The organism is Synechococcus sp. CS-1332, assembly GCF_025127995.1.
GTDB lineage: Bacteria > Cyanobacteriota > Cyanobacteriia > PCC-6307 > Cyanobiaceae > Cyanobium.
Window position 1 is genome coordinate 64,147 of record NZ_JAHLYP010000049.1, and the last position, 23,932, is coordinate 88,078.

Annotated in this window: 23 protein-coding genes; 11 read left to right on the top strand and 12 right to left on the bottom strand. The window is 64.7% G+C overall.

Features of this window, described 5'->3' with window-relative positions:
• Window positions 1-164: 164 nt before the first annotated feature.
• Together KQ305_RS12230 and KQ305_RS12235 are read left to right on the top strand one after the other, a co-directional pair.
• A complete protein-coding gene (locus KQ305_RS12230; RefSeq protein WP_259725679.1) occupies window positions 165-1,658 on the top strand; it encodes a polysaccharide pyruvyl transferase family protein in 1,494 nt (497 codons plus the stop codon).
• A 2-nt stretch (window positions 1,659-1,660) separates the two neighbouring features.
• Complete coding sequence (locus KQ305_RS12235) at window positions 1,661-2,818, top strand: glycoside hydrolase family 99-like domain-containing protein (protein ID WP_259725680.1); 1,158 nt, start codon at window positions 1,661-1,663, stop codon at window positions 2,816-2,818.
• Window positions 2,819-2,823: 5 nt separating this feature from the next.
• Here the strand turns inward: KQ305_RS12235 and KQ305_RS12240 are convergent, their stop codons facing one another.
• Genes KQ305_RS12240 through ndhC form a run of 3 tightly spaced genes read right to left on the bottom strand, consistent with a single transcriptional unit; the run spans window position 2,824 to window position 4,546 of the window.
• Window positions 2,824-3,420 carry an NAD(P)H-quinone oxidoreductase subunit J gene (locus tag KQ305_RS12240; RefSeq protein ID WP_259725681.1) on the bottom strand — a complete coding sequence of 199 codons (597 nt, stop codon included), beginning with the start codon at window positions 3,418-3,420 and terminating at the stop codon, window positions 2,824-2,826.
• The gene (gene nuoB / locus KQ305_RS12245; protein WP_259725682.1) at window positions 3,413-4,168 is read right to left on the bottom strand and encodes an NADH-quinone oxidoreductase subunit NuoB; all 756 of its coding nucleotides are present in this window, start codon (window positions 4,166-4,168) and stop codon (window positions 3,413-3,415) included. The genes KQ305_RS12240 and nuoB overlap by 8 nt, the downstream gene beginning before the upstream one ends.
• Window positions 4,169-4,183: 15 nt before the next feature.
• Window positions 4,184-4,546: a photosynthetic/respiratory NAD(P)H-quinone oxidoreductase subunit C gene (gene ndhC / locus KQ305_RS12250; protein ID WP_259725683.1), complete on the bottom strand. Its 363-nt coding sequence runs from the start codon at window positions 4,544-4,546 to the stop codon at window positions 4,184-4,186.
• Between the two features lie 90 nt (window positions 4,547-4,636).
• On the opposite strand from ndhC, the gene KQ305_RS12255 reads away from it, so the two are divergent.
• From KQ305_RS12255 to KQ305_RS12280, 6 genes are all read left to right on the top strand, one after another.
• The gene (locus KQ305_RS12255; protein ID WP_259725684.1) at window positions 4,637-5,047 is read left to right on the top strand and encodes a rubredoxin; all 411 of its coding nucleotides are present in this window, start codon (window positions 4,637-4,639) and stop codon (window positions 5,045-5,047) included.
• A complete protein-coding gene (locus KQ305_RS12260) occupies window positions 5,047-6,087 on the top strand; it encodes a photosynthesis system II assembly factor Ycf48 (protein ID WP_259725685.1) in 1,041 nt (346 codons plus the stop codon). The genes KQ305_RS12255 and KQ305_RS12260 overlap by 1 nt, the downstream gene beginning before the upstream one ends.
• An 87-nt stretch (window positions 6,088-6,174) precedes the next feature.
• On the top strand, window positions 6,175-6,429 hold the full coding sequence (gene psbE, locus KQ305_RS12265; protein WP_216907496.1) for a cytochrome b559 subunit alpha: 255 nt from the start codon (window positions 6,175-6,177) through the stop codon (window positions 6,427-6,429).
• Window positions 6,426-6,563, top strand: a complete 138-nt coding sequence (gene psbF / locus KQ305_RS12270) for a cytochrome b559 subunit beta (protein ID WP_015109701.1) — start codon at window positions 6,426-6,428, stop codon at window positions 6,561-6,563. The genes psbE and psbF overlap by 4 nt, the downstream gene beginning before the upstream one ends.
• 7 nt (window positions 6,564-6,570) lie before the next feature.
• Window positions 6,571-6,690, top strand: a complete 120-nt coding sequence (locus KQ305_RS12275) for a photosystem II reaction center protein L (RefSeq protein ID WP_254954152.1) — start codon at window positions 6,571-6,573, stop codon at window positions 6,688-6,690.
• Window positions 6,691-6,708: 18 nt separating this feature from the next.
• The gene (locus KQ305_RS12280; RefSeq protein WP_254954153.1) at window positions 6,709-6,909 is read left to right on the top strand and encodes a photosystem II reaction center protein J; all 201 of its coding nucleotides are present in this window, start codon (window positions 6,709-6,711) and stop codon (window positions 6,907-6,909) included.
• A 112-nt stretch (window positions 6,910-7,021) separates the two neighbouring features.
• On the opposite strand, the gene hisS is transcribed toward KQ305_RS12280, so the two are convergent.
• Genes hisS through KQ305_RS12300 form a run of 4 tightly spaced genes read right to left on the bottom strand, consistent with a single transcriptional unit; the run spans window position 7,022 to window position 11,769 of the window.
• Window positions 7,022-8,344, bottom strand: a complete 1,323-nt coding sequence (gene hisS / locus KQ305_RS12285) for a histidine--tRNA ligase (protein ID WP_259725686.1) — start codon at window positions 8,342-8,344, stop codon at window positions 7,022-7,024.
• Between the two features lie 45 nt (window positions 8,345-8,389).
• Entirely contained in the window at window positions 8,390-9,418 is a 1,029-nt protein-coding gene (locus KQ305_RS12290; protein WP_259725687.1) for an NAD-dependent epimerase, read from the bottom strand.
• Entirely contained in the window at window positions 9,415-10,356 is a 942-nt protein-coding gene (locus KQ305_RS12295; protein WP_259725688.1) for a UDP-glucuronic acid decarboxylase family protein, read from the bottom strand. The genes KQ305_RS12290 and KQ305_RS12295 overlap by 4 nt, the downstream gene beginning before the upstream one ends.
• Window positions 10,357-11,769 (bottom strand): nucleotide sugar dehydrogenase, encoded by a 1,413-nt coding sequence (locus KQ305_RS12300; protein ID WP_259725689.1) that lies wholly within the window; start codon window positions 11,767-11,769, stop codon window positions 10,357-10,359.
• A gap of 139 nt (window positions 11,770-11,908) precedes the next feature.
• Here KQ305_RS12300 and galE point away from each other — a divergent pair, with 139 nt between their 5' ends.
• Window positions 11,909-13,039: a UDP-glucose 4-epimerase GalE gene (gene galE, locus KQ305_RS12305; protein ID WP_259725690.1), complete on the top strand. Its 1,131-nt coding sequence runs from the start codon at window positions 11,909-11,911 to the stop codon at window positions 13,037-13,039.
• Here galE and KQ305_RS12310 read toward each other — a convergent pair.
• The gene (locus KQ305_RS12310; RefSeq protein ID WP_259725691.1) at window positions 13,014-14,975 is read right to left on the bottom strand and encodes a hypothetical protein; all 1,962 of its coding nucleotides are present in this window, start codon (window positions 14,973-14,975) and stop codon (window positions 13,014-13,016) included. The two genes, galE and KQ305_RS12310, sit on opposite strands and share 26 nt — an antisense overlap.
• A 72-nt stretch (window positions 14,976-15,047) precedes the next feature.
• Window positions 15,048-16,307 (bottom strand): CCA tRNA nucleotidyltransferase, encoded by a 1,260-nt coding sequence (locus KQ305_RS12315; RefSeq protein ID WP_259725692.1) that lies wholly within the window; start codon window positions 16,305-16,307, stop codon window positions 15,048-15,050.
• A 188-nt stretch (window positions 16,308-16,495) separates the two neighbouring features.
• Here KQ305_RS12315 and KQ305_RS12320 point away from each other — a divergent pair, with 188 nt between their 5' ends.
• Together KQ305_RS12320 and KQ305_RS12325 are read left to right on the top strand one after the other, a co-directional pair.
• On the top strand, window positions 16,496-17,758 hold the full coding sequence (locus tag KQ305_RS12320) for a hypothetical protein (protein WP_259725693.1): 1,263 nt from the start codon (window positions 16,496-16,498) through the stop codon (window positions 17,756-17,758).
• 23 nt (window positions 17,759-17,781) lie between these two features.
• Entirely contained in the window at window positions 17,782-18,735 is a 954-nt protein-coding gene (locus KQ305_RS12325) for a glycosyltransferase family 2 protein (RefSeq protein WP_259725694.1), read from the top strand.
• Here the strand turns inward: KQ305_RS12325 and KQ305_RS12330 are convergent.
• The 3 genes from KQ305_RS12330 to KQ305_RS12340 all read right to left on the bottom strand — a co-directional run bounded on the left by KQ305_RS12330 (window position 18,719) and on the right by KQ305_RS12340 (window position 23,930).
• Window positions 18,719-19,582, bottom strand: coding sequence for a glycosyltransferase family 2 protein (locus KQ305_RS12330; protein ID WP_259725695.1), 864 nt, complete (start codon window positions 19,580-19,582; stop codon window positions 18,719-18,721). The two genes, KQ305_RS12325 and KQ305_RS12330, sit on opposite strands and share 17 nt — an antisense overlap.
• Window positions 19,579-21,972: a UvrD-helicase domain-containing protein gene (locus tag KQ305_RS12335; protein ID WP_259725696.1), complete on the bottom strand. Its 2,394-nt coding sequence runs from the start codon at window positions 21,970-21,972 to the stop codon at window positions 19,579-19,581. The genes KQ305_RS12330 and KQ305_RS12335 overlap by 4 nt, the downstream gene beginning before the upstream one ends.
• Before the next feature lie 155 nt (window positions 21,973-22,127).
• Window positions 22,128-23,930, bottom strand: a complete 1,803-nt coding sequence (locus KQ305_RS12340; protein ID WP_311134353.1) for an ABC transporter ATP-binding protein — start codon at window positions 23,928-23,930, stop codon at window positions 22,128-22,130.
• Window positions 23,931-23,932 lie beyond the last annotated feature (2 nt).

A 23,932-nucleotide genomic window follows, 5' to 3' on the forward strand; every position in this document is an offset into this window, starting at 1 on the left:
CAGTGGAATGCATTCACCGGCTCCGGTGAGCGGATCGACGGGTCGGGGGAGGAACCTGTGCATCTGGACCTTGAGTGTCCTGGCGGATGGGCTGCTGGTGGACGACCAAGGGATTGACTGCACGCTCTCCGAGACGACCACAACCCAACAGGCGCCGATCGCGAATGAATCCTGACGCCATTCTTTTCGGTGCTTTTGAACGGCACAATTTTGGCGATCTCCTGATGGGTTTTGCCTTTGAGAGGCTTCTCAGACAGAAAGGAATCAACGCCATTCACGCCAGCATTCTTGACAACGATCTCACAGCATGTGGCGGCACCAAGGTCCACTCCATCTTCAGCCTGCTGACCAACGGCCTAGACCCGACCATCCCGATTCTGCACGTCGGAGGCGAGACAGCATCCTGTTCCTTCAATGATGCCCTGGCCTGTGACTCTCCCGCAGCTCTGCCCTACCATCTCAAGGACATCATCAGCTCCGAAGTCCATCAGGAGCTGGGCACAGATCGGCCCTTCCCCTATCTGACACCACCGAAGGAGCGGATCACCAGAGCGTCGAAGCTCTGGGGACACAGACTCTTTTACGGTATCGGCCTCACCCAACTGTCAGATGACAGGTCGCACAACGAAAGCTTGAGAGCCACATTGGCAGCGGCCAGCATGGTCAGCTTCAGAGATGCGCATTCCTTAAGCAATGCCAGAAGCCTGGGAATCGATCAGGCCACGTATGCCCCAGACATTGTGTTGTCCATCAGCCGATTGATGCCAGTCGTCAGGCCCGTGAAGCCTCGCTATCTTCTCATGCATTTCAATGGCAACTATCTGAGAAGAAACTCCGCCGCGCTGATCGATGCGCTGTCACAGATTGCCCCGCAATTCGAGGGCGGACTGAAGATCGGGCTGGCAGGCACTGCCAACTATCACGATTCACTGGACGAATTCTACCGATTCAGACAACTAGCCAAAGCATCTTCCGTTTTCATAGACGTTCTTCCTTCGGTTGACATCCTCACCATCTGCCAGCAGATTGCCAATGCCGCAGCGGTCGTATCGACCAGCCTTCACTACCGCATCGTCGCCAGATCCTATGGCGTGCCACGACTGACCATGAACGTGCACAAGGTGAACTGCTGGTCAGACAGCAATGATGCCACCCATCCATACGGAATTGAGGCAGGCGAGCTGGCGATGGCCATCAACGCTGTGATGCAATTGGGAAGCGGGGCGGAGGACAGCGGCCAGACGAAGGATCTGGCCATCATCGACAACCATATCGAGACCATCGCGGGGATCATCCACACCGCTGTGCCCAACCCCGAGAGGCCGGGACTGAGCAACTCCACGCCACTGCCCCCGGCACCATCCCCAGACCTGTGGATCGCCTCCATGGTCCGCTGCCTCGATAACCGGGAGACCGCCATCAGGTCGCAGGCCGAAATCATCAGGGGCCAGGACGCCGTCCTGTCCTCAAAGGCACGGTTGCTCAGGCGTCTGCTGAAGCTACTGATGGCGGCGGTTCTGCCAAAACGCCTGTCGGCGGCCTCCAGCACCAGCGGGGCGGAACGCCACGTCCAGGAAGTTCCTGAGGGATCACACGGAGTCGGTGATCCCCATGACCCGATCCACCCCCAGGGGGGCGTCCAGCGCATGGAGTCCTGAAGATGGCCACGTTGAACTCAGAAAGCTCTCCCCAAAGGAGAGACGTCGGAAGTGCCAGCCATTCGTTTCCCGCGCATTCAGCCAAAGCCATTGCCTTCTACCTTCCCCAATTTCACCCAATACCGGAGAACGATCAGTGGTGGGGCAAGGGATTCACGGAATGGCGAAACGTCACCAAGGCACGATCGCTGTATCCCCATCACTACCAGCCGCACCTACCGGCGGATCTTGGCTTCTATGACCTGCGCCTGCCGGAAGTGCGCCAGGCCCAGGCGGAACTGGCCCAGGCGTTTGGCCTGCATGGCTTCTGCTACTACCACTACTGGTTCAATGGCCGGCGCATTCTGCAGCGTCCGTTTGAAGACGTGCTGGCTTCAGGTGAGCCCGATTTCCCCTTCTGTCTGTGCTGGGCCAATGAAAACTGGACCCGGCGCTGGGACGGATCCGATGATGAGATTCTTCTTGAGCAGATCTACAGCGAACAAGACGACCGCGATCATCTGATTTCCTTGTTGACAGCCTTCCGGGATCCTCGCTACATCAGGATCGAGGGCAAACCGTTGTTTCTGGTCTACCGCACAGGCGCCCTGCCCCACCCGGCCCGGACCGCAGAGATCTGGCGTTCGATTGCCCATGCCCACGGCCTGGGAGATCTTTATCTCGTTTCCGTTGAATCCAAGGAGAGTGAGATCCACAACCCCCACGACTTCGGCTTTGATGCGGCCGTGGAATTTCAGCCCTGCTGGCCGATACTGGCTTCGCTCCGCCACCAGACCCCCAGCCTCCGGGAAAGGGTCAAGGGCCTGATCAAGAAGGAATCACCGGGGAAAAGCATCCACCGGGTTGTCAGCTATGCGGAGGTCTGCCAGGCCGCCCTCTCCAGGCCTGTGCCGTCCTACCCCCGCTTCCCCTGTGTCACGCCCTCCTGGGACAACACGGCCCGCCGGCGCTGGGGAGGGATCATCCTCCAGGATGCGACGCCGGATCGCTATGGCCACTGGCTCAGGCAGACCGTGGAACGCCTCCCTTCCCACGGTCTGCCCGAACCGGTCGTATTCATCAACGCCTGGAACGAGTGGGCGGAGGGCAACCACCTGGAACCCGACCAGCGCTGGGGAACCCGCTACCTAGAAGAAACGCTTGCGGCACTCAGCGGCTGAGGCGTTCAGTAGGCATCCTGCATTTCATAGAAGTCAGGCTGCACGTAATCTTTGCGCAGCGGAAAACCCTTCCAGTCCTCGGGCATCAGCAGGCGCTTGGGGTGGGGATGGCCTTCATAGGTGATGCCGAACATGTCGAAGGTTTCACGCTCCTGCCAGTCGGCGCCGCGGAACAGGCCGTAAAGGCTGGGGATCGTCAGGGCACCGTCGCGGGGCAGGAACACCTTCAGGCGCACTTCCTCCGGACGGGCCTCCGCCGGCAGGGGGGCGTTGCCGCCGGCGAGGGTCGTCAGCTGATCGAGCATCGCGCCCATCTTCACCAGGTGATAGAAGCTCACCAGCCGCCCGCCCGGCCCCTCGTCGTAGCCGCCCTGGCACTGCAGATAATCGAAGCCCGAGGCCTTCAGGGCCGTGGCCACCAGGGGCAAGGCGGAAGGCTCCACCCCCAGCATCTCCACGCCCTCATGGTCGGGGCCCAGGGACAGGGCATCGAATCCCTGGCCGCCCAGCCAGGTCCCCACCGGCCCGATGGCGGGCGCCGCGATGGCAGCGGAGTCTGTGGACCCGGAGGTGACCGGGGTGAGAGCGGACTCCTCAGGCATTGGTGCTGGTGGCGGTGGGAACAGTGACGCCGGTGGCGCTACCTGAGGCAGCCATCGGCAGGCCAGCAGCGGCGGCCAGAGCCGCCTGCTGGGTTTCGGCCCGCAGGTAGGCACCGGTGACGATCGGATCGATCCGCTTCATCTGGTGGGGGATGGTGCAGTAGCGATGGGTGGGGCGCAGGTTGCCGCGCTCGGCGAAAGTTTCGTTGCCCACCTTTTTGCGCAGCTTGATCACCGCATCAAAGATCGCTTCAGGCCGGGGCGGACATCCCGGCAGGTAGAGGTCCACCGGGATCAGCTTGTCGACACCGCGCACCGCCGTGGTGGAGTCGGCGGAGAACATGCCACCGGTGATCGTGCAGGCCCCCATGGCAATCACGTACTTGGGCTCCGGCATCTGTTCGTAGAGCCGCACCAGCGCCGGGCCCATCTTCATCGTGACGGTGCCGGCCACGATCAGCAGATCGGCCTGGCGGGGGCTGGAACGGGGCACCAGGCCGAAACGGTCGAAGTCAAAGCGGGAGCCGATCAGGGCGGCGAACTCGATGAAGCAGCAGGCCGTGCCGTAGAGCAGCGGCCAGAGGCTGCTCAGCCGGGCCCAGTTGTGCAGGTCGTCGAGGCTGGTGAGAATGATGTTCTCGGACAGGTCGGCGGTGACACCGGGGGCGCCCACGGGGCCGCAACTGGCTTCACGAAGATCGCGGAGCGCATCGACGGACAGGGAGGCTGCAGGGGGGGTGAGGGTCATGGTGGGGGGTATTGCTCAGCTCCACTCCAGGGCGCCCTTGCGCCAGGCGTAGGCGAGGGCCAGCACCAGGATGGAGATGAAGATCAGGGCCTCGATGAACGCCAGCAGACCCAGCCGGTGGAAGGCCACCGCCCAGGGATAGAGGAACACAGTCTCGACATCGAAGATGACGAAGACCAGGGCAAACATGTAATAGCGGATGTTGAACTGAATCCAGGCGCCGCCGATCGGCTCCATCCCCGACTCATAGGTGAGCTGGCGCTCCCCCTGGCGGCTCTTGGGGGCCAGAAGCTTGTTGGCCACCAGCGCCAGCACCGGAACGGCCGTCGAAATCAGCAGGAAGCCCAGAAAGGCGTCGTAGCCGGAGAGCACGAACATCGGCAGACCCAACCTGGCGCGCATTCTGCCACCTGTCTCCAGGGGCTGGGGTAGCCGTCGATAGACTCAGCTGGTATGGCCAGGCACGGGATGAGCACGGAACCGCCCACGGAACTGCCAACCGAGGCCCCAACCGAGGCCCCGATCGAGGCGCCCGCCGAGGCGCCCGAAGCCGTCGTTGACGACCCCGCCACCCACCGCTTCGAGTGCCGCAGTTGCGGCTTCGTCTACGACCCGGGTGAAGGGGTCAAGAAGCTGGCGATTCCCGCCGGCACCTCCTTCCTCGACCTCGACCCGGTGGGCTTCCGCTGCCCCGTGTGCCGCAGCCGGGTGGGTGCCTTCAAGGACATCGGCCCCCGCAACAAGCCCAGCGGCTTCGAGGAGAACCTCAACTTCGGCCTGGGGGTGAACCGCCTCACCCCCGGCCAGAAGAACGTGCTGATCTTCGGCGGTTTCGCCCTGGCGTTCGCCTTCTTCCTCTCCCTTTACTCCCTGCGTTGATGCCTGCGCCCTTCCCTGCCCTGCCGGCCATCCTGCGCCCGCTGCGCCCCTTGCTCAGCCTGGTGCTGTCCCTCGTGCTCGCCTTCGGTCTCACGGGCTGCGTCACCACGGGTCTGCCCACGGCGGCCGCCAGCCCCTGGCAGTCGGTGCCCCTGGACACCCGCTCCAACCCCCTCGACGTGGCCTTCACCAGCGCCGACCACGGCTTTCTGGTGGGCAGCAACCGGCTGATCATGGAAACCGACGACGGAGGCGCCAGCTGGCAGGAGCGGGCCCTTGATCTGCCCGAGGAGGAGAACTTCCGCCTGATCAGCATCGATTTCAGAGGCGATGAGGGCTGGATCGTGGGCCAGCCGGGCCTGCTGCTGCACAGCGACGATGCCGGCAAGAGCTGGAGCCGCCTATTGCTCGACACCAAGCTCCCGGGGGAGCCCTATCTGGTCACGGCCCAGGGGCCGAAAAGCGCCGAGCTGGCCACCAACGTGGGTGCCGTGTATCGCACCGCCGATGCCGGCTCCAGTTGGCAGGCCCTGGTGGGTGATGCCGCCGGCGCCATCCGTGACCTGCGCCGCAGCCCCGAGGGCGACTACGTCAGCGTCAGCAGCCTGGGCAACTTCTTCGCCACCTGGGAACCCGGCCAGCCCGCCTGGCAGGTGCATCAGCGGGTCAGCAGCCAGCGGCTGCAGTCGATGGGCTTCCAGCCCGACGGCCATCTCTGGATGGTGGCCCGGGGGGCCCAACTGCGCTTCGACGGTGACCCAAGCACCGCTGAAACAACCGAGAGCGGCGACTGGAGCAAGCCGGTGATCCCGATCACCAACGGCTATGGCTATCTCGACATGGCCTGGGATCCCCGCGGCGCCATCTGGACCGGCGGCGGCAACGGCACCCTGTTGGTGAGCAACGATGCCGGCGCCAGCTGGCAGAGAGATCCAGTGGGCAGCGAGCAGCCAACCAACTTCTCGCGGATCGTTTTTGCCCCCGGCGGCAAGGGCTTCGTCCTGGGCGAGCGGGGCGTGCTGCTGCGCTGGGTGGGCTGAACTGCGTCCCTCTGTAACCAACCCCCCGACCCGCTCCCGCCAGCCGCTGGCCGACCCCTAGGATCTTCGGGCTGAACGCTTGTTGCTATGGCTGCCGGCTCCACAGGGGAACGCCCGTTCTTCGAGATCATCACAAGCATCCGCTACTGGGTCATCCACGCGGTGACATTGCCGGCCATCTTCCTGGCGGGCTTCATGTTCGTGTCCACCGGCTTGGCCTACGACGCCTTCGGCACGCCCCGTCCGGATGCCTACTTCCAGGCCCAGGAAACCAAGGCTCCTGTTGTGAGTCAGCGTTACGAGGGCAAGAGCAGCCTTGATCTGCGCCTCCAGGAACCATGACCCAGTCCACCGCTCCCACCACGCCGCGCAACTATCCGATCTTCACGGTGCGTTGGCTGTCCGTCCACGCCCTCGGCATTCCCACGGTTTTCTTCCTGGGTGCCCTGGCCGCCATGCAGTTCGTCCGTCGCTGAGACATCCATGCAGCGCAATTCCAACCCCAACAACCTGCCGGTCGAACTGAACCGCACCAGCCTTTACCTGGGCCTGCTGTTCGTGTTCGTCATCGGCATCCTCTTCTCCAGCTACTTCTTCAACTGATCGGGAGGCACCCCATCCATGAGCGGCAAAAAATCCTCACTTCCTGACGGCCGTATTCCCGACCGCCTTCCCGATGGCCGCCCGGCCGTGGCCTGGAAGAGTCGTTGGACCGAAGGGGTTCTACCCCTCTGGATGGTGGCTACCGCCGGTGGCATGGCCGTCATCTTCGTGGTCGGCCTGTTCTTCTACGGCGCCTACGTGGGCGTTGGTTCGGCCTGATCCAGCCCAGCAGCAAGCCCCGACTAGTCCCCACTAGTGGTCAGCGCTCTCCCCCGCGAGAGCGCTTTTTTATGTCCAGTGATCTGGCCTCTCTGATCTGGTCTCTCTGCCTTCAGGCGTCCAGCTGATCGATGCTGAGCGCCAGGAAGTCCGTCTCGCTCAGGAGTCGGTCCATCTGTATCTCCCCACCCTCGGCTCGCCGCCCGCCGCCGCCCGCCACCAGGAGCATCAGCCGCACGGTGCCATTGGCGGCCTCCTCATCCCCAAGCAGCAGCGCCCAGCGGGCCCCACTGCGGCGGGCTCGCTTCAGCTGCTTGTCAAAGCCTGCGCCCGAGAGATCCACCTGAACGGCCAGCGGCTCCCCGGGCCGATGGCGACACTGACGGGCCAGCCGCATGGCGTAGGCCTCGCCCTCCACCCCCCGGCTCACCACGTAGAGGTCGGGCGCCGCGGTTGGCCGCTGTTCTGCGCTCTCGTCCTGCAGTGCCTGGCTGAGCAGCAGCACCAGCCGCTCCATGCCCAGGGCCCAGCCAACGGCAGGCGTTGGGGGGCCGCCCAACTGCTCCACCAGGCCGTCGTAACGCCCACCACCGCAGACCGTTGCCTGGGCCCCCAGCTGGCTGCTGGTGATCTCGAAGGCGGTGTGGCCGTAGTAGTCGAGGCCACGTACCAGGCGGGGATTGAGCCGGAAGGGGATGGCGAGGGCCTCGAGGCCCTGCCGCACCCGCAGGAAGCGCTCACGGCTCTCATCACTGAGGGCGTCGGCCAGGGTGGGGGCCCCGGCCAGAAGCGCCTGGGTCTGGGCGTTCTTGGAATCGAGCACCCGCAGGGGGTTGGTGCTGATGCGCTGCTGGGAGTCGGGATCCAGATCCTCGCGATGGGCCTCCAGCCAGGTGACCAGATCGCTGCGGTAGCGCAGGCGGTCGTCGGAACTGCCCAGGGAGTTGAGCTCCAGCGACAGGCCGCCCACCCCCAGATCCATCAACAGATCCCAGGCGATGGCGATGGCCTCCACGTCGCTGCGCGGATCGGCATGGCCGAGAAACTCCAGACCGATCTGGTGAAACTGCCTCTGGCGGCCGGCCTGGGGCCGCTCATAGCGGAACATCGGGCCGCCGTACCAGAGCCGCTGGGGCCCCTGGGCCACCAGGCCATGCTGGATGGCGGCCCGCACCACCGAGGCGGTGCCTTCCGGCCGCAGGGTGCAGTGGCGCTCGCCCCGGTCCTCGAAGCTGTACATCTCCTTGCCCACCACGTCGGTGGCCTCACCGATACCCCGGGCAAACAGCTCGGTCACCTCCAGCAGCGGCGTGCGGATCTCCTCGACAGCGGCCCTGCGGAAGTGGTCCCGGGCCGTGGCTTCGATCCGCTGCCAGAAGGGGGTCTGACCGGGCAGCAGGTCGACCATGCCCCGCAGGCTCTGGAGCGGTTTCAAGACGGTGGAGATCAGCGGAAATTCATTGTGCCCGAAGGGGTCGGCTCAGCCGCCGTGGAAGTCCTTGAACCAGGCAGCGAAGCGGGAGATTCCCGCCTCGATCGGAGTGGAGGGGCGGAACCCCACCCAGGCCGCCAGGGCTGTGGTGTCGGCGGCGGTAGCCGGCACGTCGCCGGGCTGCATGGGCTGCAGATCCATGATCGCGGGGCGTCCGAGGGCCTGCTCCAGCAGCGCGATGAACTGCAGCAGGGGCACCGGCTGGGCATTGCCGATGTTGAAGATCCGGTGGGGGGCGGCGGCGGTGGCCGGGTTGGGATGCAGCGGGTCGAAGCCAGGATCTGCTGTGGCGGGCTTGTCGAGGCAGCGGATCACCCCTTCAACGATGTCATCGATGTAGGTGAAATCCCGCTCCATGCGGCCCTGGTTGAACACCCGGATCGGTTCACCCGCCAGGATCGCCTTGGCGAACAGCATCGGCGCCATGTCGGGCCGCCCCCAGGGGCCGTAGACGGTGAAAAAGCGCAGGCCGGTGGCCGGCAGGCCGTAGAGATGGCTGTAGGTGTGGGCCATCAATTCATTGGCCTTCTTGGTGGCCGCGTACAGGCTCACCGGATGGTTCACCGGATCCTGCTCACAGAAGGGCATGTGGCGATTGCCGCCGTAGATCGAGCTGCTCGACGCATACACCAGATGGTCCACGGCCCCATGGCGGCAGGCCTCAAGGATCGTGGCGAAGCCCACCAGATTGCTCTGGATGTAGAGCGAGGGATTATCAATCGAATGGCGCACACCGGCCTGGGCGGCCAGATGCAGCACCCGCGTGGGCCGCTCGGCGGCGAACAGTGCCGTGACCCCTTCAGAGTCCACTAGGTCGAGCTGATGGAAGCGAAAAGCACCTGGCTGGGCCATCCCCTCAAGCCGCTCCAGCCGGGCCCGCTTCAGGGCCGGGTCGTAGTAGGCGTTGAGATTGTCGAGCCCGATCACCCGATCGCCACGGGCCAGCAACGCCTCAGCCACAGCCCCTCCGATGAAGCCGGCGACCCCGGAGACGAGGATCGGTGCCTTGGCCGTCAACGACCGTCCCGCAAGCGTTCCCGGAAGTAGGCGATGGTGGGCTCCAGTCCCTCGTCCAGGCTCACCTTCGGCTCCCAGCCCAGCAGGTCCCGGGCCAGGTCGATCACGGGCTGACGCTGCAGGGGATCGTCCTGGGGCAACGGCTGGGTGGTGAGCTCCAGACCGGGCTGAATTCTGTCCCGCACCCGTTCGGCCAACTGACGGATGGTGAACTCACCGGGATTGCCGATGTTGATCGGGCCGGTGTGGGCGCCATTCATCAACCGGATCATGCCCTCAATCAGATCATCCACGTAGCAGAAGGAGCGGGTCTGGCTGCCATCGCCATACAGGGTGAGGGAATGACCCTGCAAGGCCTGGACAATGAAGTTGCTCACCACCCGGCCATCGTCGGGGAGCATGCGGGGGCCGTAGGTGTTGAAGATGCGCATGACACGGATTTCGGTTCCATGCATGCGCTGGTAATCGAAACAGAGCGTCTCGGCGATGCGCTTGCCTTCGTCGTAGCAGGAGCGGATGCCGATGGTGTTGACGCAACCGCGGTAGCTCTCGGGCTGGGGGTGCACCTCCGGATCGCCATACACCTCACTGGTGCTGGCCAGCAGCAACCGGGCCCCGACACGGCGCGCCAGGCCGAGCATGTTGTAGGTACCCAGGAAGCTGGTCTTGGCCGTCTTGATCGGATTCGACTGATAGTGCACCGGCGAGGCCGGGCAAGCGAGATGCCAGATCCTGTCCACCTCCAGCCGAATCGGCTCGGTGACGTCGTGGCGAATCAACTCGAAGCTGGGGTGGCCCAACCAGTGGCGGATGTTGTCCTTGCGGCCGGTGTAGAAGTTGTCGAGGCAAATCACCTCCTCACCGGCCTCCATGAGCCGGTCGACCAGGTGGGAGCCAAGGAAACCGGCCCCACCGGTGATCAGATTGCGGCGCGTCACTCAGCCCTCACCCACCCGCCAGACGTTAAGCCCCGCTGCGCGGGCGGCGGCGGCATCGGCGATGGCCCTGGCGTCAAATAGCCAGGCCGGGCGACGCATCACCGCCGCGATGGCACCCCAGTCGAGCGTGGCGTAGTCGCGCCACTCCGTGAGGATCAGCACGGCGTCGGCGCCGCTGGCTGCCTCCAGGGGCGAAGACGCGGCCTGCCAGCCGCCATCGGCATCTGAGGGGGGCTGGCCCAGGTCGGCGCCAATCTGGGAAGGCGACACCTTGGGATCCACAATCACCAACCGGGCCCCTTCCTCAATCAGGTTCTGGCAGATGCGGATGGCGGGCGCTTCGCGGGTGTCGTTGGTGTCCGCCTTGAAAGCGAAGCCCAGCACCGCCAGCCGCTTGCCGGTGACCGTGCCGAACAACCGTTGCACCACCATCCGGGCGATGCGGTCCTGCTGCCAGGTGTTGAGTGTCACCACCTGCTCCCAGTAGGCCGCCACCTCCTCAAGGCCGTAATGCCGGCAGAGATAAACCAAGTTGAGGATGTCCTTCTGGAAGCAGCTGCCGCCAAAACCGGGACCGGCCTTCAGGAACTTGGAACCAATCCTGGAATCGGTGCCGATCGCCCGGCCCACCTCCCGCACGTCAGCACCGGTGGCTTCGCAGAGGGCGGCGATGCTGTTGATCGAGGAAATCCGCTGGGCCAGATAGGCATTGGCCGTGAGCTTGGAGAGCTCGCTGCTCCAGAGATTGGTGCGCAGGATCCGATCATCCGGCACCCAGGTGGCGTAGATGCTCGCCAGGGACTCGATCGCCGCGGCGTCTTCTCCGCCGATCAGCACCCGATCAGGCGCTTCCAGATCACCGATCGCCGTGCCCTCGGCCAGGAACTCGGGGTTGGAGAGCACCGAGAAGGTCTTGGTCTCGCGATCGGCTGGGCCCGGGCCGTTCTGCTGAGCAGCCCCGAGGATGGCCTTCACCGCCTCGGCGGTGCGCACCGGCAGGGTGCTCTTTTCCACCACGATCGTGTGGCCATGGGCGGAGGCGGCCACCTGGCGGGCGGAGGCCTCGATCCAACGCAGGTCGCTGGCCTGGCCCGCACCCACACCCCGGGTCTTGGTGGGGGTGTTCACCGAGAGGAACACCATGTCGGCGGCGGCGATGGCCGCATCCACCTCGGTGGTGAAGTGGAGGTTGCGCCCCCTGGCCCTGGCCACCACCGCGTCCAGCCCGGGTTCGTACACCGGCAGGCGCGAGAGATCGGAATCGTTCCACGCCGCGATCCGCTCGGCATTAAGGTCCACCACCGTGACCTGAATGCCCGGGCATCGATCGGCAATCACCGCCATCGTTGGCCCTCCCACATAGCCGGCACCGATGCAACAGATGGTGCGAATCGGCGAAGGGGCCGGATCCATGGGTGATGTCAATGCTCCGGGGACATTACCGCCAATGCCCAGGTTTGGCTGGAGCTGGGTGTTGAGCCGAAGAAGAGGCCCGGCGGTGGGGAAGGTTAAGGACAGGTAAGTTGAGGGCAACAGCCTGAGACGCCATTCGTTGACCAAGGTGCTGCTCACGGGTGGAGCCGGATTCATCGGCAGCCACACCGGCCTGGCCCTGCTGCAAACCGGCCATCAGGTGGTGGTGGTCGACGACTTCAGCAATGGCAATGCCGAGGCCGTGCGCCGCGTGGCCGAACTGGCTGGGCTGGGGCCCTGGGGGCAGGCTGCAGCGGACCACTGGGCTGAGGCAGGGCCTGGGGGCAGCCGACTCCACCTGATCCAGGGTGACGTGCGCTCCCCCCAGGATCTCGATCGCGCCTTCGCCGTCAGCGGTGGCGGCATCGGCGCCGTGCTCCACTTCGCCGGCCTCAAAGCCGTGGGCGAATCGATGACCCAGCCGTTGCGTTACTGGGACGTGAATGTCACCGGCACGGTCCGGCTGCTCGAAGCCATGGTCCGCCACGGCTGCCAGACGCTCGTGTTCAGCAGCAGCGCCACCCTCTACGGCACCACCGACACAGTGCCGATCCCCGAAACGGCCCCCCTGCAACCGATCAATCCCTATGGCTACACCAAGGCCGCCGTCGAGAGGATGCTGACCGACGTGGCGGCCAGTGCCCCGGGATGGCGCATCGCCCTGCTGCGGTACTTCAACCCAGTGGGTGCCCACCCCAGCGGACGCATCGGCGAAGACCCCAACGGCCTTCCCAATAATCTTTTCCCCTTCCTCTGCCAAGTGGCCGGTGGCCGCCGTCAACGGCTGGACGTGTTCGGCGGCGACTGGCCCACGGGCGATGGCACCGGCGTCCGTGATTACCTGCACGTGATGGATCTGGCCGAAGGCCATGGGAGGGCCCTCGACGTGCTCTTGGCGGAACCGCCCCAGCTGCTCACCCTCAATCTGGGCAGCGGCCAGGGCCATTCGGTGCTCGAGCTGGTGCGGGCCTTCGAAACCACCAACGGCCTGACATTGCCCTACGCCGTCGTGGGGCGCCGGCCTGGGGATTCCGCCGTGAGTGTCGCCGATCCCCGCCAAGCCGAACGGCGCATGGGCTGGCGGACTCGACGCTCGCTGGCGGACATCTGCCGCGATGGCTGGGCCTGGCAGAGCGCCAATCCCCAGGGCTACCGAAGCAACGAGTGGCATCCAACCGGAGAGCTCATCGGGGCGCAACAGGTGTCCTGAGGTAGATCCTCAGCCCCCGCTCCTGCTTCACCAGACGAAAACCCACCCGCTGCAACTGGGCCGTCGTCAGGCTGTTGAGCGAGAGGTCGGCATAGCTGGTGATCAGGTCTGGCTGCCAGTGGTTGCTGGCCTGGGCGATCCGGCTCATGTAGGGCGTGTAGGCCTCGCGCAGCACCACCAGATCGACCCCGTGATCATCGAGCCAGGCCCTGAGGGCGGCGGGAGACCCCAGAGCCAGCCGCAGACCCGGATACTGCCCCGACTCCACCGTGAACGCCGCCAGCTTGGTGATGTCCCTGGCCGCCACAGGGGCCAGGCACTGGCGTGTGCCCACCACGGCGCCGACGTAGGGATCGCTCAGCAGGGTCCTGCCGTTGCCTTCCAGCCGTGGGTTCCGATCACACAGCTCCCGCAACGACCCGAGGATCGGTTCGATGGTGGCCCCGTCCGCCTGCCGCACCTCATCCAGGGGGGTGAGCAGATGGGAGACCTTGGAGACGAAGACATTGGGGCGGCCCCGCAGCTCCAGCGGGAACGCCAGCACGGCAATCAGGCCCGCAAGGGTGGCAATTAACACCCCGCGCGCGCGGGACGGCCCCCCGTGACTGCCCACCCGCCACCTCTGGTCAAGCGCCCAGGCCATCGCGGGGATGCTGATCCAGAACAGACTGGTCCAGACCAGCCGGTAGGCGCTGTCCGGCTCGATCAGCTTGAAGACCAGATCATTGACGAAGGGGGCCCACCACTCCATTAAGACCAGTGGCGCCAGCAGGGCCAGGGCCAGCACCGCTCCAGGGGGTCGCCGCCAGCTCCGCCAGAGCCAGAGGCACACCCCCGAGAACGCCAGCGCGACCAGAAAGACCGGTTCCCAGGTGGCCACCGGCAGGCTGGGCCAGAAATAGAAGAAGCGATGGCCCAGTAACCGGTAGTCGTGAACGAATCGCATCGCCTCCGGCCAGGCGTAGAACGACTCAAGCCTTGGGTGCCAGGGCAGCCGGTTGAGGGCCAGCAGGAGCAGGGCGGCCCCAGCGGCGCAGCCCACAAGGCGCTGCCGTGAGGGCCAGAGCGCCAGGCTGGCAACCGTGGCTGTGATCAGCAGGTTGACCGTGAGAAAGGCGGTCACCCCATGGGCGTGATAAGCGATGTACCCAGCCACCAAGAGCACGGCCGTCGCCTGCCCCACCCGGCGCACCCCTGGCCATGTCGCCCCCTGCAGCACTCCCAGCAAGGGCGTGGCGCCCGCCAGCACCAGGGCCAGCCCGGGCAGGGTGCCATTGAGGGCGATCTGATGAAAGAAGGAAAAGTTCTGATGCCCCATTCCCAGCAGGAACAGCAAGGCCGTGAGCCAGCAGAGGGCCACCTTGCCTGTGAGCCGCAGGCTGAGCTGGCAGCTGGCGAGCAGCACCAGAAAGGTGTTCAGGGCCGCCAGCAGGCTGGCCCGCCCCGGCGCAAGAGCCTCGGGGAAGCCGAACAGGTAGCTGGCCGCGGTGAAGAACCAGTTGGCCGGTGCGCTGTAGCGCAACGGGTCGAGGCGCACCGTATCGAGCAGATCGCTGCCGAAATAGGTCGCGTAGTAGACGAAACCATCCGAAGGAAACTCCAGAATCACCCCACGCCAGGCCAGGGCAACCGCGCAGACAAGGGCTGGTGCCAGGACCGCCAGCAACGGCCGCCCCAGGGATCGGTCCGCCAGCCGCTGGCGCCAGCGGAGCGGCCGGACGACCAGGGCCGCCGCCACCAGGACCAGGTCGAACCCCACCAGAAACCCGTAGGACTGGCGCAGGCTTGGCCCCCCAGGCAGCAGGGACAGCCAGCCGATGGCACCCCAGGAGCCCACGCCCAGCACCAGCACCTGCCAGGTGGGACGCCGCCAGCGCCAGCCCCAAAGCAGCGGCGCCGCGATCGCCAGCAGCAACGGAGCAAAGGGATCGGTCAACGCAGCCATTCGGCGCCGGGGAAGCCGCTGGCTCGAGACCCTAAGGGAGCTTCGCCCACCCGCTGAAACGGTTCAGACCCGCTCCCGCTGAAGCCGCTCTCCCCGCAGTTGGCGTAACCGGTCCCCCAGGGCCGGTCCTGGCCGCAGGCCGGAGGCGATCAAGTCGGCCGCCGCGACCGGGGAGGCCAGATGGCGCCAGCGGCACCACCAGCGCAACAGGGGGCGTCGGGGAAGCGCTCCGCTCACCAGCGACAGGGCGACAGCCTCGGGGGACCAGCCCGGCTGCTCCAGAAAGGTGCTCCAGGCCAGGGCCGTGCTGGGCCTCGCCGCGCAGACTTGCCAGGCCTGGCGCAGCAGGGCCAGCTGGGCCAGCAACCGCTGCTGCCCATGGGGCAGCTGAAGCCGCGTCGCCACGGCGGTGGCCGCCTCACTACTGGCCAGCAGCGCCGCCAGGAGCGGCAAGCCGAAACGCTGAGCCCAGCGGAGGCGGCGCCGCCAGCTGGAGTCGGCCTGAAGGGCCGGATCCACCAACACCAGGGCACCCCAGGCCTGCAGGCAGGCCAGGGCCTCCTCCCAGGGCTCCCGATCGAGCAGCAGCTCCAGTTCCATCCGCAACCGGGTGCCCAGGGCGGGGGGCACCCGGCCGGCGCTGCCTTCCCCCCAGGGCCAACGGGCCAGGGTGGAGCGCAGCTGCTCCAGGCTCGCCGGAGCCAGGCTGAACCCCAGCCGGGCGGCGTAGCGGGCGGCCCGCACGATCCTGGTGGGGTCATCCTCCAGGCTCCGGTCATGCAGAAGCCGCAGCTGCCTGAGGGCCAGGTCGGTGCCACCACCGTGGGGATCCAGCAGGCGCAGCCCCGGCCCGGGGATGGCGAACACCAGGGCCATCGCGTTGATGCTGAAATCCCTGCGGGCCAGATCGTCCTTCAGGGAGCCGTAGGAGACGACGGGGTTCTCCCCAGGGGCTGGGTAGGTCTCGCTGCGGGCGCTGGCCAGGTCCAGCAGGATCCCGTCGAGCTCCAGCTCCACGGTGCCGAAGGCACGGTGGAACTGACAGAAGCCCACCACTTCGGCTGGGGCCTCCTGAAGCAGCGCCTCAGCCAGGCGATGGGCCGCCGGTCGCGGGTCGGCCGGATCGGCCTGCGGGGAAAGCTCCACGACCAGGTCAAGGTCAGGCAGGCCCCGGAGGGGATCAAGGTGCAGCCGATGCAGCAGCAGGTCCCGCACGGCGCCGCCCACCACGGCCAGGACGGCACAGTCACTGGATCGATGGAACGCCTCGAGCAGACGGGGGGGCAGACAGAGATCCTGGGGATCGATCGCGGGGACCGTCATCGCAGCTGCCCCATGGAGCGGTGTCCAGAAGGCGCACGGTACACTCACGCTGCCAACATCGTGCGACATCCTGATACTGAATCTTCTGGCAGGTGTCCGCCACTAATAGCCGTTGGCAACCACCTGGCTATCGCCATCAGGTGAGCGGATAGAACCCCAGCAAAGCCCACCAAAAACATTTCATCCGCATGACTGACAGCGCCAAGAAACTGATCAAAGCGCCCCTGGGAATCTGGAAACGGGTCAAGATCAAGATTTTCATCCTGATCGACTTTGTCTATTCACTTGTTGAGTACTGGCTCGGTCCCAACGGACGGCGCAGCACTCCATCCCAACGCCTGATCCCGATTGGGAATCCTCCCATCAGCGGCACGAATCCAGCCAGAATTGCCATCTTTGTTGCCTACTCCAGACGCTTATCACTTTCCAGCAAGGCCTATCTTGCAGCGCTGCGCAAGGCCGGGTTTGCCATTATCTACATCAACAATGAAACCACAGATACTGACGCCATTGCTTCGATCAGCTCGCTGACTTGGCGCGCTTTCGACAGGAGGAATATCGGCCGGGATTTTGGAGCCTTCAAGGATGGCATTCTACTGCTCCTCAAAGAAGGGTCTCTCCAACATTGCCAGGCCCTCTGCATCGTCAACGACTCGATGCAGTTCATCCCCGGAAGGAACGCCAACGCCTTAATCGATTCAATAGAGGTTTTTCTTAAGTCAAGCAAAAGCGCCCTCTTCAGCCATATCAGTCATCAAATTCAGACCCATTACCAATCCTATTTCCAGATCCTCAAGCCTGAAGTCTTTCTCTCCAGACCGTTCATTGGTTTCTGGACGAACTATTTGCCATTGTCCCATCGAGGACACTGCATTTACAACGGCGAGGTCGCCCTGTCCGAAAAAGTGTATCGACGCTGCAAGTCCACCGAGACGCTCTACACAAGCGACAAGCTCCTCGAGGCTATCGAGCAGTCCTGCGACAAGGGCACTGGCGTCCTGGCTGAAGAGGTCTTTCGGCTGATGCCCTCTCCGGCACGGACTTCACAAATGAAAAAGATAGGCTACTCCTTGAATCAACTGATGTTGAAGAGCGACAAGAATGAGCCACTCTCAAAGGTGGAGCTCTTTAGCATTCCCGATTTGATTGAAAATGGAAACCCCAGCCACATTGCGGCCTTCCTCTACCCTTTTTATCTCTACTGTCCATTTGTAAAGCATGACCTCGGAACCGCTGGAACCTATACGATAGCCCAGGCCATCAGCCTTTTCAAAGAGGCTCTTTGCCTCTCTTTGGGAGAAGGCCAAATACTGGAGATCAATGCTCTCACCGACGAGTTCCGCGATCTAATCTATGACCGTGGTGTTCCGATGAGCTACAGCAACCGACTTCGCGAAGCGGCGTTGAAAGGGATCACCGGCGCCTTCGTCTATCCTTCCACCTATCAGTAATCAGACGACTTAACAATGCAACCATGCCTGACACCAAGGCAAGCACTCTTCAAATTCATTTCATCACCGTCAATTACCATTGCAGTGACTTCGTCGCTGGGCTGATCGAGGAAACACTTGCCTCGGACGACTCTGGTCTTCAGTTCACCGTGGTCAATAATTCTCCAGAGGATCATGCCTTGCGGGACTGGATCCTTTCCTATCCTGAACGCCATCGGGTGACTCTGATCGAGGCGGGCACCAATCTCGGTTTCGGCAGCGGTTGCAATCTTGGGCTTCACCATGTGTGGCAGACCGACAGGCAGGCCCTGGCCTGGCTGATCAATCCCGATGCCCGCCTGGATGCTGGCGCGATCGCTTACGTCAGGCAGTGCCTGCGCGACGACGATCAGATCGCCTTGCTCGGCACCCGAATCCGGGATCCCCGGGGTGAGGTCTGGTTCAGCCACGGCAGCTTCAACCGCTGGAGCGGCCAGCTGCGCCATCGCTTTCCAGGCGACGACTGCCGCCCCTCCCCCGTCCGCACCTGGCCCACCCGCTGGATCTCCGGCTGCAGCATGGTCTTCCGGCTTGGGATCTTCCGGGAGTGCCCCCAGTTCGACCCCCAGTACTTTCTCGACTACGAAGACGCGGACATCTCCGAACGCCACCATCGGCTGGGCTATCGCCTGCGGGTCACCCAGGCCGTGCTGGTAGAGCATCAGGTCTCGGCGATCACCCAGCGGGCCCCACGGGCCAAGTACCAGCACGCCACCTTCAGCAAGCTGTACTTCCTGCACCGCCACGCCACACCGCTGGCCCTGTGGCTCAACTTGCTGTACTACGCCCTCAGGCCCCTGAGTTTCTGCCTCTCCGACCCTGCCCGGGCCCAGGGTCGCTGGTGGGGACTCGGGGACTATCTGCGCTGGTGCTGGCGACGGCTGCTTGGGCGCCCGGGTCTGTCCCATCCCCGCACCACCTTCACGGTTTCATCCTGAGAAAACGGCCCCCAAGGGCCCTCAGGGTGGGCCCTCGCTGGGCGGGGGGGCAGTAGCGCCAGAGGATCGCCGCCACCGCCGGCAGATAGAGGTGGGACTTGGGATGGAAAAAAGTGAACAACAATCCCCGCAGGCTGCCCAGGGGCAAGCGCTTCTGTGCGGCGCCAAAGTCGTTGAGAACCACAATCGCCGGGGTCACCTTGGCGGCGATGCCTCGGCGGACCGCCCGCATCACCCACTCGGAATCAGCGTGGTAGTGGGGCAGCCAGACGGCGTCGTAGAGCCCGATGCGCCGAAAGACGTCCTGGCGGATCAGCACTCCGTTGCCGGGCATCGCCTCGGCCTCGAGCACCTCTGCCTGCGCCACGGCGGGATCCAGCTGGCTGGCCAGTTCGTCTTGATACGCCAGCCGCAGGAAGCGTTCCGTACCCCAGTCGGTGCTGGTGCCCAGCGCCCAGATCCGCCCAGGTTCGCCCAGCAGGTCGATGCGGCTGCCCAGGATGGCGCAGCTGTGCTGCTGGGCCACGGCCACCATCCGGGCCACGTAATCGGCTGAAACGACCGCGTCGTCGTTGATGGTCAGCACATAGTCGGTGCCGGCCGCCAGGGCCTGCCGTACGCCCCGGTTGGTGGCGCCAGCCCAGAAATCCCGATCCCCGGCCGCCACCACGGTCACCTGCGGGTGCTGCTGGCGGATTGCCGCCACCGTGCCGTCGCTGGAGTTGGCATCGACCACCACGATGCGCAGGGCGCCATAACTCTGGGCGGCCATGCGCTCGAGGAAACGCAGGCTGAGCTCGCGGCGGTTGCGGGTGGGCACCACGGCGGTGACCAGCGGCAGGCTCATGCCGGTTCGATCGGGGCCAGGCGCGGATCGAGGATCTTCGGCCCCATGCCCTCGAACTTCACAGCGATGGAGGTCTTCTCACCGCTGCCGAACAGATGGGTGACGTGGCCTACGCCGAAGCTGCTGTGCCGCACCCGATCCCCGACCGCCCAGGCGGGGGCCGCGCTGCGGCGCCTCACCGCATTGGCGGGATTGCCGGCCGCCCCCCCGGCCGCCACCCGCTGGCTGTCGTCGCGATCCACCCGCGTGAGCCGCTCCAACCGCTGCTCCCGTCGCAGGGCTGCACCGCCACTGCGGGGGATATCGCCCTGCAGCAGGGCTTCGGGCAGTTCGGAGAGAAACACCGAGGGCACCGCCGGCTCCCGCATGCCGCCCCAGAGCCGCCGTTCGCTGGCGTGGGAGAGGAACAAGCGTTCCTTGGCCCGGGTGATCCCCACGTAGCAGAGTCGTCGTTCCTCCTCGAGGGCGGCGGGGTCCTCCAAGGAGCGGTAGCTGGGGAACAGCCCCTGCTCCAGCCCCACCAGGAACACCACAGGAAACTCCAGCCCCTTGCTGGCATGCAGGGTCATCAGCGTGACCCGATTGGCCTCGGTGTCCTTGCTGTCGGCATCACTGGCCAGGGCAGCGGAAGCCAGGAACCCCTCCAGGGAGCCCTCCTCGTTCTCCTCCTGGTACTGGAGGGCCGCATTCACCAGTTCCTGCAGGTTGCGCCGCCGTTCCTCCGATTCGTCGTTGGCTTCAGCCAGCAACTCGGCCAGATAGCCGCTCTGCTCCATCACCCGCTGCACCAGCTCGGAGGGGGGAGCATCCTGCAGGCGGCGGCTCAGGTCGGAGATCAGCTCCTGGAACTGCAGCACCCCCCGGGCGGAACGGCCGGCGAGGGAGCGCACCGCCTCCGGATCGCTCACCACTTCCCACAGGGGCAACCCCAGCTGGTTGGCCGCATCGGTGAGCCGCTCGATGGTGGTCTTGCCGATGCCCCGCCGCGGCACGTTCAGCACCCGCAGCAGGCTGACGGTATCGGCCGGATTGACCAGCAGGCGCAGGTAGGCGAGCACATCCTTGATCTCGCGGCGGTCGTAGAAGCGCAGGCCCCCCACCACGATGTAGGGAAGCCCCCAGCGCACCAGCGACTCCTCCATGGCACGGGACTGGGCGTTGGTCCGATACAGCACGGCCATATCGCCCCAGCGCAGGTCGGGGTGAGCTGCCTCCAGCATCCGCATGCGGTGCACCACCGCCTCGGCCTCGGCGATCTCGTCGTCGCAGCGGGTGAGGCTGATGGGCTCGCCTTCGCCGCGGGTGGGGCGCAGCACCTTGTCGATGCGCTCACTGTTGTGGGCGATCAGGGCATTGGCCGCCTCAAGGATCGTGGCCGTGGAGCGGTAGTTCTCCTCCAGCTTCACCATCGTGCCGGTGTCCCCGTCGATGGAGCCGTCGCCGAACTCCCTCTGGAAGCCCATCAGGATCGTGAAGTCGGCGGCTCGGAAGCTGTAGATGCTCTGGTCGGCGTCGCCTACCACGAACACCGAGCGTCCCTCCCAGTCGTCGAAGTTCTCGGGCGCCTGGCCGTTGGCGACCAGCAGCTTGATCAGGTCGTACTGGGTGCGGTTGGTGTCCTGGTATTCGTCCACCAGCACATGGCGGAAACGGCGGTGCCAGTAATGGCGGATCTGCTCGTTCTGCTGCAGCAACTGCACCGGCATCAACAGCAGGTCGTCGAAATCGAGGGCATTGTTGGCCGCCAGGGCACGGCGGTAGCGGCGATAGGCCTCGGCCTCGTGCTTGCCGCGGGGACCAGCGTGCTCCTCCTCGAGGCGCTCCGGCAGCCAGCCCTGGTTCTTGGCACTGCTGATCGCCCAGCGCACCTTCTTGGGCTCGAAACGCTTGGGATCGAGCTGCATCTCCTGGGTGACAATCTCCTTGACCAGGCTCTGGGCGTCGCTCTCGTCGTAGATGGAGAACTGGCGCGTCCAGGTGAGTCCCTCGGGATCGCGGAATTTGTCGATGTCGAAGCGCAGCAGCCGGGCGAACAGGGCGTGGAAGGTGCCGATCCAGAGGTCCTTGATCACCTCGCGGTAGATGCGGCTGCGCAGCTGCTTCTGCTCACGGGCCGGCAGGGTGCTCCAGGGCTGGCCGAACTGGCTCTGGGCCAGACGCTGGGCCAGCAACACCTCCAGGCGCTCCTTCATCTCCCGGGCGGCCTTGTTGGTGAAGGTGACGGCCAGCACCTGGGCCGGATCCACCCCGTGGTGGCCGATCAGGTGGGCGATGCGGTGCGTGAGGGCCCGGGTCTTGCCGCTGCCGGCCCCGGCCACCACCAACAGCGGACCGGTGTGGTGATCGACCGCCCGACGCTGGGCCTCGTTCAGACCGGCCAGAAAACTCACAGACTCCGGCGCAGCAAACTCAATTTTGACGTTAGCAGCCCCGTTCCGTTCGATGTGCTGGCCGGATCAGATGCAGGACCAGTCAATAAAATAAGCAAGCCTCATTGCCTCGTTGAGAGTTCTGCAAAAGAGCCAACAAAGAAGACCCAGATCAATCAACCAAGGGGGCTGGAAAGTCTGCGCTCAAAAGAAGCAAGATCATTGAACGTCTCTGAACGCTGTCGCAGCTGGTCGAAGGTACCGAACGCCTTGATTCGACCGGCTTCGAACTCAAAGATGCAATCGGAGCGCATCACGGTGGAGAGGCGATGGGCGATGACCACCAGGGTGCAGCGGCGTCCGATCACTTCGATGGCATCCATCACCTCGGATTCTGTCCGGTTGTCGAGCGCACTGGTGGCCTCATCCAGCACCAGGAACTTGGAGTTGCGATAGAAGGCGCGGGCCAGGGCCAGCCGTTGCCGCTGCCCCCCCGAAAGCCGGATGCCGTTGTCGCCGATCGGCGTGAAGAGACCAAGGGGAAGCTCGGCAACGATGTCGGCCAGCTGGGCCGCCTGCAGGGCCTCCCAGACCCGCATCTGATCGACCTCATCAACCTCCTCGGCAAAGGCGATGTTCTCGATGATGTTGCTGTTGAGCAGATTGATCGCCTGGGGCACGTAAGCGCAGTTCGCCTGCCAGGCCGGCACATCGGCATCATCCACATCAATGCCATCGAGCTGGAGGGTGCCGGAGGTGGGGCGCAGCAAGCAGAGCAGCTGGTTGGCCGTTGTTGTCTTGCCGCTGCCAGTGGCCCCGACGAAGGCCACGCGGGAACCCACCGGGATCGACATCGAGATGTCACGGAGGACATCAGCTTCGGTGCCGGGATACCGATAACTGATGGCCTTGAGGCGAATCACCCGTTTGGGCATCACGCCATCGGGGGAGGGAACCCCTGGAGAGCGAATGGTGAGCCGGGTCTCGGGAAGTTCGATCAGCTTGAGGGTTTCCTCCAGGTCGGGCAGCCCTGCCCGCAAAGAGGTGATCGCCCGAAAACTATCCTGCAGGGGGGGAGTGAGTTTCAGGGAGGTAACAGCCACGGTGGCCAGAAATGGAATGATCTTCAACAGGGCGCCAGGATCGGGATTGGACAACAGAGGCAGCATCCCGGCCGCAAAAATCATCGTGATCCCGAGGGGTTCAATCAGCGCTCGAGGTGTCTCCGGCAACACGTCAGCCTTCCAGATGAACGGGATGGTCTCCCGGCCAGCTTCCTGATAGTGGCGCTCAAAATAGGGCTCGGAACCGGTGAGTTGAACGTCCAAAACGGTTCGCATCGATTCCGAAAGAATGGTGTTGGTTCGCATCTCAAGCAGGATCCTCTGTCGTGCCGCAAAGCGCAGGAAGGGGGTGATGGCTGTGGAGATCAGCAAGTAGCCGGCCAGAAGACCCAGGATCAACCCCACCGCCAGCAACTTGCCGACGAACAACATGCCTGCAGAAAGCAGCGCAATCACGAACACGCCACTAGCCAACTGCAGCAAAGGCAGCACAACGATGTCGGCGACGCGCGACACATTGATCAGTACCGTGGAGGAGATGTCTGCCTTCGATTCACTCAGAAAATAGACATAGGGCTGGGCGATCAACTTGCGCTGAGCCATGTCGGAAAGATCACGCCAGATCGACGCCTTGAGCCGCAACTGGAAAGCTCGCAGCAGAAGTTTCGAGAGCGAGGAAAACCAGGCAGCCGCAACAAAGGCCACAACCAGAACCACCACCTTGACGCGGGGATCATCCGGTACCAGCCCTTCCCAGGGGATGGAGGGACGATTCTCCCCACCGACGACCACCGTGAACAGGCGCGCCACCAAGGCCACCACCACCAGATCGGCGATTCCGGCCAGAATCGCCAGGGGGATCAGCCGAATCAGCGCCCGCTTACGGCGCTTCGGCAATTGGGCCAGAAGTCGCACCA